Source organism: Psychrobacter sp. FME6 (assembly GCF_014861365.1).
In the GTDB taxonomy this organism is placed as follows: Bacteria; Pseudomonadota; Gammaproteobacteria; order Pseudomonadales; family Moraxellaceae; genus Psychrobacter.
On record NZ_RRYW01000027.1, the window covers coordinates 24,154 to 33,478 of the forward strand.

Here is a 9,325-nt window from a genome sequence, read left to right on the forward strand (position 1 = left end):
CTAAGGGTGTAATGGTAATGGCAAGATTAAAATCTTTATATAACGATGAACTAAAGCAGCAAATCAAAGAAGAGCTTGGTTTGGCGAATGTGATGCAAGTGCCTAAAATCACTAAAGTCACACTTAATATGGGTGTAGGCGGTGCGTCTCAAGACAAGAAATTGCTTGAAGGTGCAGTGGCTGATATGACTGCAATTGCTGGTCAAAAACCTGTCGTCACCAAAGCGCGTAAATCAGTTGCTGGCTTTAAGATTCGTGAAGAATGGCCAATTGGCTGTAAAGTAACGCTACGCGGTGAGCAAATGTACGAATTTTTAGATCGTCTCATTGCCATTGCAATTCCTCGTATTCGTGATTTCCGCGGTTTTTCACCTAAAGCCTTTGACGGACGTGGTAACTACTCATTGGGTATCAAAGAACAAATTGTATTCCCAGAAGTAGATTTTGACAAGATTGATCGTATCCGCGGTATGGATGTGACGATCACCACGTCAGCTGGTACTGATGAAGAAGGTCGTGCGTTGCTTAAAGCATTCGGCTTCCCATTTAAATAAGGTAAAGACGTTATGGCAAAGAAGAGCATGATTAACCGCGAATTAAAACGCGAAAAAATGGTTGCTAAATATGCTGAAAAGCGTATCAAGCTAAAAGAAACTATCAGTGATATGACTGCAAGTGACGAAACACGTATGGAAGCGATGCTAGAGCTACAAGCCCTACCACGCAACTCATCGCCAGTACGTCTGCGCAATCGTTGTGCTATCACAGGTCGTCCTCACGGTTACTTCCGCAAGTTTGGCTTATCACGCAATATGCTGCGTGAGCGTGTCATGCAAGGCGATGTGCCTGGTGTTCGTAAAGCAAGCTGGTAAGGAGTAACTATATGAGTATGCAAGATACCGTTGGGGATATGCTAACCCGTATTCGTAACGCACAAATGGCTAACAAAGTATCGGTAGCAATGCCGAGCTCTAAACTACGTAAATCAATCGCTGACTTATTGGTTAGTGAAGGTTATGTGGCTAGCGCTGTTGTGACTGAAGAAGACAACAACAAAGCAACCTTATCTATCGAACTAAAATACTTCGAAGGCAAAGCTGTCATCGAAACGATCCAACGTTTTAGCCGTCCTGGTTTACGCCAGCATCGCGGTAAAGACGCTATCCCTACTGTTAAGCAAGGTATGGGTGTTGCTATTGTATCAACCAGTCAAGGCATCATGAGTGATCGTGCTGCACGCGCTGCTGGTATCGGTGGTGAAATCGTCGCATTCGTTGCCTAATATCCGCAGTTATTGCGTTAGGTAATGAGACGATAAAGTCTATTTGAACCCCTTTGAGCTTAATTAAATCTATTATGATTTATAGTCAGTTCAAAGAAAGCTGAACACCTGAGATTGATTAGATTGGATGGTGTTTATTGGGGACAATTATGCTAAACTAGCAGGCTTTTTAGCCTGTTAGTTTTTTCGCTAATAAAAGCAAGTTAATTTTTTAAGGAATACTCCTATGTCTCGTGTGGCTAAAGCCCCAGTGACGCTGCCAAACGGCGTAAGCGTTACTTTGAACGATCGGCAGGTCGAAGTTAAAGGCAAGAATGGCAATATGTCTTTACGCCTGCATGAATTGGTCGAGCTGAAACAGGAAGATGATGCAATCGTTTTCTCACCTACAGTCGATTCAAAAGATGCCATGATGCACACTGGCACCATGCGCGCCCTGCTTAACAATTATGTTATCGGCGTGAGTGAAGGCTTTGAAAAACGTCTTCAGTTAATTGGTGTTGGTTATCGCGCTCAAGCTACTGGTAATAAAGTAACGTTGAACGTTGGTTACTCACATCCAGTAGAATATACGCTACCTGAAGGTGTATCAGCTGAAACCCCAACGCAAACTGAAATTGTTTTGAAATCAAACAATAAACAGCAGCTTGGTCAAGCAGCGGCTAATATCCGTGGTTTCCGCCCACCTGAGCCTTATAAAGGTAAAGGTATTCGTTATAGTGACGAGCATGTGATTCGCAAAGAAGCCAAGAAAAAATAAGGTGAGTTGAAATGTTTGATAAAAAAGCAGCTCGTCTACGTCGAGCTAAGAAAACCCGTGCACACATCCGTGTTTTAGGCGCTAATCGTCTAACGGTTAACCGCACACCGAAACACATCTATGCCCAGATTATCTCTCCGAACGGTGGTGAAGTGATTGCTCAGGCATCTACCTTAGACAGCAGCTTGCGCTCAGGCGCGACTGGTAACGCTGATGCAGCGACGTCTGTGGGCCAATTGATCGCAGAACGCGCAAAAGCAGCTGGTATTACAAAAGTTGCCTTTGACCGTAGTGGTTTTAAATATCATGGTCGAGTGAAAGCTTTAGCTGAAGCTGCTCGCGAAAACGGATTGGAGTTTTAATCATGGCTAGAAATGATAAAAATGATAAAAATGAACAGACTGACGGTCTAGTAGAACGCTTAGTTACCGTTGATCGCGTTGCAAAAGTTGTTAAAGGTGGTCGTATCTTCTCTTTCACTGCGTTGACCGTAGTGGGCGATGGCAATGGTCGTGTTGGTTTTGGTCGTGGTAAAGCGCGTGAAGTGCCAGCTGCTATCCAAAAAGCACTAGAAGCTGCCAAACGTAATATGATTACTGTTGAGCTAAATGATGCAACTTTGTATCATCCGATCAAAGCACGTCATGGTGCTAGTAAAGTTCTTATGCAGCCTGCATCTGAAGGTACTGGCGTAATCGCCGGTGGCGCAATGCGTGCGGTATTAGAAGTTGCTGGTGTCAAAGATGTTTTGACTAAATGTTATGGTTCTACCAATACTGCTAACGTTGTTCGTGCAACGTTTAACGGTTTACGTGATATGTCAACTCCAGAGAAGATGGCAGCGAAACGTGGTAAATCTGTAGACGAAATCTTGGGTTAACTTAAACTAGGTGAGTTACGATGAAAAAAATGAAAGTCACTCAATTTAAATCAGGTGCCCATCGCCTAAAGAGCCACAAAGCGAGCTTGAAAGGATTGGGTTTACGCCGTATTAATCATACTGTTGAAGTAGAAGATACTCCTTCAACCCGTGGTATGGTCAATCGCGTCAACTACATGGTAAAAGTGGAGGAAGCGTAATGGGACTTAGATTAAATGAATTATCACCAGGTGTTGGCGCAAAGAAAACTGCCCAACGTCGTGGTCGTGGTATCGGTTCAGGTCTTGGTAAGACTGGTGGTCGTGGTGTAAAAGGTCAGAAATCTCGTTCAGGTTCTAGCGTTCGCTCAGGATTTGAAGGCGGTCAAATGCCTTTATATCGTCGTCTACCAAAATTTGGTTTTACCAGTAAAATGGCGATGAAGACTGCTGAAGTCCGTTTGTCTGAACTGAATAAAATTGAAGGCGACGTGGTTAGCATTGAAACACTTAAAGCTGCTAATCTTATCCGTCATGATATGAAGCGTGCGCGTGTTATGCTATCTGGCGAAGTCACTAAAGCTTATACCTTTAAAGGTATCAAAGTGACTAAAGGTGCCAAGCAAGCAATCGAAGCTGCTGGTGGTAGCATCGAGGAGTAGTAACGTGTCAAAACAATCAATGTCATCGACTGGTATACCGCTCAATCCATTTGCATTCATCCGTAAATACGATGAATTATGGACGCGTTTATTATTTTTAATCGGCGCATTGATTGTTTATCGTTTAGGGTCACATATTCCAGTACCGGGTATCAATCCGGTTAACTTGGCTGATCTGTTTTCGCGCAACGAAAACACCATTCTAAGCATGTTTAACATGTTTTCGGGTGGTGCACTAGAGCGTATGTCCATCATGGCGCTTGGCATCATGCCATATATATCAGCATCCATTATCGTACAGATGATGTCTGCGGTATTACCATCGCTTGAAGCACTCAAAAAAGAGGGCGAAGCGGGACGACGTAAGCTAAATAAATATACCCGTCAAGGGACACTTGGTTTAGCGCTAGTGCAGTCATTAGGAATGTGTGCTGGCCTAATCAGCCAAAACCTTACTTTATCTTCTGGTCTTACCTTTTATATTCCAGCTGTTACTTCATTAGTAGCAGGTGCTATGTTCTTAATGTGGCTTGGTGAGCAAATTACAGAACGTGGTGTAGGTAATGGTATCTCAATGCTTATTTTTGCAAGCATTGTGGCTGGTACGCCAGGTATGATTTCGCAGTCTATCGAGCAGGTCAATCAAGGTCAGATGAACTTGATTGTATTGTTTATTTTTGTGCTACTAGGTATCGCGGTTACCGCAGGCATTGTTTATATTGAACGTGCTCAGCGCCGAGTCCCCGTAAACTATGCGCAAAAGCAACAACAAGGTCGCAAAATATATGCTCAGCAGCAGTCACATCTGCCGTTGAAGCTAAACATGGCAGGGGTTATCCCAGCCATTTTTGCCAGCTCGTTATTGTTGTTTCCAGCAAGTTTAGGGCAGTGGGTTGGTCAATCAACTGATCCTACCTTTACACAGAAAATCTTACAAAATATGGCGTTGGTACTGTCACCAGGGCAACCGCTATATTTAGTACTGTTTGGCGCAATGATTATTTTCTTCTGTTACTTTTATACGGCATTGGTATTTAGTCCGCGCGAAGTAGCTGAGAACCTTAAACGTAGTGGTGCGTATATCCCAGGTATCCGCCCCGGACAACAAACTCAGCGTTACCTCGATCATGTATTAAACCGACTGACCTTTATTGGCGCGATGTATATGACGGTTATTTGTTTAATGCCAATGGTCGTCCAGTCATCGTTTGGTGTACCGTTTCAACTTGGTGGTACGTCGTTACTGATTATGGTGGTTGTGGTGATGGACTTCATCTCGCAAATTCAAGCGCATTTGATGACCCATCAATATCATGATCAGACGTTAATTCAATCGCCCACTCAACCTTAAATGAGCGGTACGATATCTCAAAGGAGCATGCTATGAAAGTTCAAGCATCAGTTAAAAAGATTTGTGGTAGCTGTAAAGTTGTGCGCCGTAAAGGCCGTGTACATATTATTTGTACTGCAGAACCTCGCCACAAGCAACGTCAAGGTTAATATTTAGTATTAAAAAATCTTAAGGATTTTACTGCTATCTAATTTAACACTTGAAAAATGACGGCGGATGCGATATCATCCGCCACTTGCCGTAGTTTATACAAAATATTTTATAATAGCGTCAACGAATAGGCTTGCTACCAAGTCAAAGCAGAGATTTTAATTATAAAAGCTTTAGTATTGACAGCAACAAATCTGAAGAATAATGCCTTATCGATAGATAACGCTTATTTTTCTTTAATGGAGAGAAATCAATGGCTCGTATTGCCGGCGTAAACATTCCGGATAATAAGCATGCTGTTATTTCACTAACTTACATCTTTGGTGTAGGTCGTACCACTGCTCAGAAAATCTTAGAAGCAGTTGGCATTGCCCCTACTACTAAAGTTAGTCAGTTAGATGACACACAGTTAGATGCTATCCGTGCACAAGTTGCAAATTACATGACTGAGGGTGACCTTCGTCGTGAAGTATCAATGAATATTAAGCGTTTGGTTGATCTTGGTTGTTACCGTGGCATTCGCCATCGTCGTAACCTACCGGTTAGAGGTCAGAATACCAAGAACAACGCTCGTACTCGTAAGGGTCCGACACGCCCTCTCAAAAGATAATTAACTTAGGAAGCTAAAAGATGGCTAAAGACACTCGTAGTCGCAAGAAAGTGACTCGTCGTTCAGTATCGGAGGGCGTTGCCCATATCCATGCGTCTTTTAATAACACCATTGTTACGATTACCGATCGTCAAGGTAATGCACTGGCTTGGGCCACTTCAGGTGGACAAGGCTTCCGTGGTTCACGTAAATCTACACCATTTGCAGCTCAGGTTGCAGCTGAAGTCGCTGGTAAAGCGGCTCAAGAATATGGTGTTAAGAATATCGATGTTTTGGTCAAAGGACCAGGACCGGGTCGTGAGTCTGCGGTAAGAGCACTAGGTGCATTGGGTTATAAAGTTAACAGCATCTCTGATGTAACCCCAATCCCACACAATGGTTGCCGTGCGCCGAAAAAGCGCCGCGTCTAATATTAAAGACGAAGCTTTTTATCCCAAAAGCTTATAGGAGACATAACAATGGCCCGCTATATTGGACCAAAACTCAAATTATCACGTCGTGAAGGTACAGACTTAGGCCTTAAGTCTGGTGTTAAACCATATGACGTAAAAACGAAAAAAGCGGCTCGTCCACCTGGTCAACATGGTGTCAGTCGTAATAAAAGCTCAGAGTACTCTCTACAGTTACGCGAAAAACAAAAAGTTAAGCGTATCTATGGTGTATTAGAGCGTCAATTTGCCAACTACTATAAAGAAGCTGCTCGTAAGCGTGGTGCTACTGGTGAGAACTTGTTAGCAATGCTTGAGAGTCGTCTTGATAACGTAGTATATCGTATGGGCTTTGGCTCAACTCGTGCTGAAGCACGCCAGTTGGTTAGTCATCGTACCGTTATGGTAAAAAAAGCTGGCCGTGACGAGTTTGTTCGTGTGAACATTCCATCAATCCAGTTGCAAGATGGTGATGTCATCGCTATCCAAGAGAAGTCTCGCGAACAACTACGTATTAAAAACGCTATTGAACTAGCGTCACAACGTGGTATTCCAGAATGGCTAGATGTTGATCACAGCAAACTACAAGGCACGTTCAAACAAGCGCCTGATCGTATTGATCTACCTGCTGAAATCAACGAAAGCTTGATCGTTGAGCTATACTCTAAGTAATGACGTACTGCTCGATGCCATGGAAGTGGCATTGAGCAATCAACGTTAATTAAACCAGTTTAATAAATCGAGGTGACATCATGATGCTAAATGCAACTGAGTTTCTAACGCCGAACGCCATTAATGTGGATACGGTTAATGAAACGATTGCGAAAGTCACGCTCGAACCGTTAGAACGCGGCTTTGGGCATACCCTTGGTAATGCCTTACGTCGCATCTTGTTATCTTCATTACCTGGTGCTGCAGTCATTGAAGCTGAGATTGATGGTGTTGACCATGAATACTCAACGCTTGAGGGATTGCAAGAAGATGTGCTTGATTTGCTTTTGAATCTAAAAGGCTTAGCAATCACGCTTCATGACCAAAATGAAGTATTTTTGACCTTGGATAAACAAGGTCCAGGCACTATTACTGCTGCAGACATCGCGTTACCGCACAATGTGGATATTATCAATCCAGAATTGGTATTGGGTACATTGAGCGACCGTGGTCATCTTAAGATGCGTTTGCGTGTAGTAATGGGTCGTGGATATGAGCCAGCAAACCAGCGCCGTGAAGATGGTGATACCAAAGCAATTGGACGCTTAAAGCTTGATGCAAGTTTTAGTCCTGTGCTTCGTGTTGCTTATCAAGTTGAGAACGCTCGTGTAGAGCAGCGTACTGACCTTGATCGTCTTATCGTTGAGCTTGAAACTAATGGCACTATAGATCCAGAAGAAGCAATTCGTAAAGCAGCCACTATATTACAACAACAGATTTCTATCTTTGTTGACCTAGAAGCTGAAGAAGCGCCTGAGCCTGTGAAAGAAAAAGAAGAGGTTGACCCGGTGCTATTACGCCCTGTGGACGATCTTGAACTAACGGTTCGCTCAGCCAACTGCTTGAAAGCTGAAAACATTTACTATATCGGTGATTTGGTACAGCGTTCAGAGACTGAACTACTAAAAACCCCAAATCTTGGTAAGAAATCATTAACGGAAATCAAAGACGTATTAGCGTCTAAAGATTTAGAGCTCGGTATGCGCCTAGATAACTGGCCGCCAGCTGATTTACGTGTTGATGATCGCTTTTCTTATCGTAGCCGTTAAACTTTAAGGATTTTTGACTATGCGCCATCGTAAGAGTGGAGTCAAGCTGGGTCGTACCGGCAGTCATCGTAAGGCAATGTTTCAGAACATGACCAACTCATTATTTGAGCATGAACTGATCAAAACAACTTTACCAAAAGCTAAAGAATTACGTCGCGTTGCCGAGCCGTTGATCACTATGGCTAAAGAAGACAGCGTTGCTAATCGTCGTTTAGCATTCAGCCGTATGCGTAGCAAAGCTATGGTAGGCAAATTGTTTGGCACGTTAGGTCCTCGTTACCAAACGCGTCCAGGTGGTTATTTGCGTATCGTAAAATGTGGTCATCGTGATGGTGACAATGCGCCAATGGCTTATGTAGAATTGGTTGATCGCGACTAATTTTATATTGATGATATAATTTATAAAAAAAGCTCCAATTAATTGGAGCTTTTTTTATGCGTAATGCTTTTGGTCAATTACAATAATAACGATTCGACATCCGCAGCACCCTGCCTAATAATTTCAGGTTGGCTGCTGGTCATATCTACAATAGTGGTCAGCTTGGTGGTCTTAATTCCAGCGTTGATTAATCCATCTATTTGATTGGTTAATAAATCTTCAATTTCAAACGGGTCATCAAGGATGTCATCGCGGTTCGGCAATATCAATGAGCTGGTTAGGATAGGTTCATCCATGGCCTCTAACAGAGCCTGAGCGATAGGGTTGCTTGGTACTCGAATGCCAATCGTCTTTTTCTTTGCGTGAGCCAACTTCTTAGGCACATCTTTGGTGGCATTTAAAATAAAAGTAATAGGTGCTGGCGTATGCGCTTTTATCTGTTTGAACTGCACATTGTCCACGGTGGCGTAGCTGGCAATCTCACTTAGATCACGGCATAGTAAGGTGAACTGGTGTTTGTCATCAAGCTCACGAATTTGTTTGAGTTTTTCTAGCGCGTCTTTTGCCCCTAAACGGCAACCAAAAGCATAGCTGGTATCGGTAGGATAGATAATCAACTGATCTTTGCGTAATAGATCCGCTGCTTGCTCGATAAGACGTTGCTGCGGGTTGTCTGGATGAATGTAGAATACTTGCATAATAGATCCTTATTTTATAACTTAGATTAACACACCAAGTGCAACGCTAAATTATATTATAGAACACCTGATTGGGCGTTTTAAACCCTAAGCGTTTTCTTGGTCTGTTGTTTAGTTTATTCTCAATGTCCTGTATCTCATTATCAGAGACTTGTCTAAAGTCACAACCCTTAGGCAAGAACTCTCTGATTAATCCGTTGGTATTCTCGTTGGTTCCTCGCTGCCATGACGCATAAGCATCGGCAAAGAAGAAAGCGCTAAAGAGCTTTTGTTTCACCTTCTTATGCTGAGCAAACTCTTTACCATTGTCAGAGGTAATGGTCTTAACCTGTAACCTCACTGGCTTTAGGATACCTATCATTGCCTCTGATACTTGCTGTGCCGTTT

At 43.0% G+C, this 9,325-nt stretch carries 17 protein-coding genes; 15 read left to right on the forward strand and 2 right to left on the reverse strand.

Annotated elements, in window-relative coordinates:
* Positions 1-17 precede the first annotated feature (17 nt).
* The 15 genes from rplE (at position 18) to rplQ (ending at position 8,240) form a co-directional block, all read left to right on the forward strand.
* Positions 18-554 (forward strand): 50S ribosomal protein L5, encoded by a 537-nt coding sequence (gene rplE, locus EI162_RS05810; protein ID WP_192523470.1) that lies wholly within the window; start codon positions 18-20, stop codon positions 552-554.
* 12 nt (positions 555-566) lie between these two features.
* Entirely contained in the window at positions 567-872 is a 306-nt protein-coding gene (gene rpsN / locus EI162_RS05815) for a 30S ribosomal protein S14 (RefSeq protein WP_010196705.1), read from the forward strand.
* An 11-nt stretch (positions 873-883) separates the two neighbouring features.
* Positions 884-1,282, forward strand: a complete 399-nt coding sequence (gene rpsH / locus EI162_RS05820) for a 30S ribosomal protein S8 (protein ID WP_192523471.1) — start codon at positions 884-886, stop codon at positions 1,280-1,282.
* 226 nt (positions 1,283-1,508) lie between these two features.
* On the forward strand, positions 1,509-2,042 hold the full coding sequence (rplF, locus tag EI162_RS05825) for a 50S ribosomal protein L6 (RefSeq protein WP_192523472.1): 534 nt from the start codon (positions 1,509-1,511) through the stop codon (positions 2,040-2,042).
* An 11-nt stretch (positions 2,043-2,053) separates the two neighbouring features.
* Positions 2,054-2,404 (forward strand): 50S ribosomal protein L18, encoded by a 351-nt coding sequence (gene rplR, locus EI162_RS05830; RefSeq protein WP_192523473.1) that lies wholly within the window; start codon positions 2,054-2,056, stop codon positions 2,402-2,404.
* Positions 2,405-2,406: 2 nt separating this feature from the next.
* Complete coding sequence (rpsE, locus tag EI162_RS05835; RefSeq protein ID WP_192523474.1) at positions 2,407-2,922, forward strand: 30S ribosomal protein S5; 516 nt, start codon at positions 2,407-2,409, stop codon at positions 2,920-2,922.
* Between the two features lie 20 nt (positions 2,923-2,942).
* Entirely contained in the window at positions 2,943-3,122 is a 180-nt protein-coding gene (gene rpmD, locus EI162_RS05840; RefSeq protein WP_010196714.1) for a 50S ribosomal protein L30, read from the forward strand.
* Positions 3,122-3,562, forward strand: coding sequence for a 50S ribosomal protein L15 (rplO, locus tag EI162_RS05845; RefSeq protein WP_192523475.1), 441 nt, complete (start codon positions 3,122-3,124; stop codon positions 3,560-3,562). The genes rpmD and rplO overlap by 1 nt, the downstream gene beginning before the upstream one ends.
* A 19-nt stretch (positions 3,563-3,581) precedes the next feature.
* Positions 3,582-4,913 (forward strand): preprotein translocase subunit SecY, encoded by a 1,332-nt coding sequence (secY, locus tag EI162_RS05850; protein WP_192523479.1) that lies wholly within the window; start codon positions 3,582-3,584, stop codon positions 4,911-4,913.
* Positions 4,914-4,945: 32 nt separating this feature from the next.
* Positions 4,946-5,062 (forward strand): 50S ribosomal protein L36, encoded by a 117-nt coding sequence (gene rpmJ / locus EI162_RS05855; protein ID WP_010196721.1) that lies wholly within the window; start codon positions 4,946-4,948, stop codon positions 5,060-5,062.
* A 254-nt stretch (positions 5,063-5,316) separates the two neighbouring features.
* Positions 5,317-5,673, forward strand: a complete 357-nt coding sequence (rpsM, locus tag EI162_RS05860) for a 30S ribosomal protein S13 (RefSeq protein WP_021813384.1) — start codon at positions 5,317-5,319, stop codon at positions 5,671-5,673.
* A 20-nt stretch (positions 5,674-5,693) separates the two neighbouring features.
* Positions 5,694-6,083 carry a 30S ribosomal protein S11 gene (rpsK, locus tag EI162_RS05865; RefSeq protein WP_058368279.1) on the forward strand — a complete coding sequence of 130 codons (390 nt, stop codon included), beginning with the start codon at positions 5,694-5,696 and terminating at the stop codon, positions 6,081-6,083.
* Positions 6,084-6,131: 48 nt separating this feature from the next.
* Positions 6,132-6,773: a 30S ribosomal protein S4 gene (gene rpsD / locus EI162_RS05870; RefSeq protein ID WP_192523476.1), complete on the forward strand. Its 642-nt coding sequence runs from the start codon at positions 6,132-6,134 to the stop codon at positions 6,771-6,773.
* An 80-nt stretch (positions 6,774-6,853) separates the two neighbouring features.
* On the forward strand, positions 6,854-7,861 hold the full coding sequence (locus EI162_RS05875) for a DNA-directed RNA polymerase subunit alpha (RefSeq protein ID WP_087040762.1): 1,008 nt from the start codon (positions 6,854-6,856) through the stop codon (positions 7,859-7,861).
* Between the two features lie 19 nt (positions 7,862-7,880).
* Positions 7,881-8,240 carry a 50S ribosomal protein L17 gene (gene rplQ, locus EI162_RS05880; RefSeq protein ID WP_010196736.1) on the forward strand — a complete coding sequence of 120 codons (360 nt, stop codon included), beginning with the start codon at positions 7,881-7,883 and terminating at the stop codon, positions 8,238-8,240.
* Between the two features lie 77 nt (positions 8,241-8,317).
* On the opposite strand, the gene EI162_RS05885 is transcribed toward rplQ, so the two are convergent.
* Together EI162_RS05885 and EI162_RS05890 are read right to left on the reverse strand one after the other, a co-directional pair.
* Complete coding sequence (locus tag EI162_RS05885; RefSeq protein WP_192523477.1) at positions 8,318-8,938, reverse strand: L-threonylcarbamoyladenylate synthase; 621 nt, start codon at positions 8,936-8,938, stop codon at positions 8,318-8,320.
* A gap of 46 nt (positions 8,939-8,984) precedes the next feature.
* On the reverse strand, positions 8,985-9,325 hold a 341-nt coding region (locus tag EI162_RS05890), incomplete at its 5' end, for an IS30 family transposase (protein ID WP_192523308.1).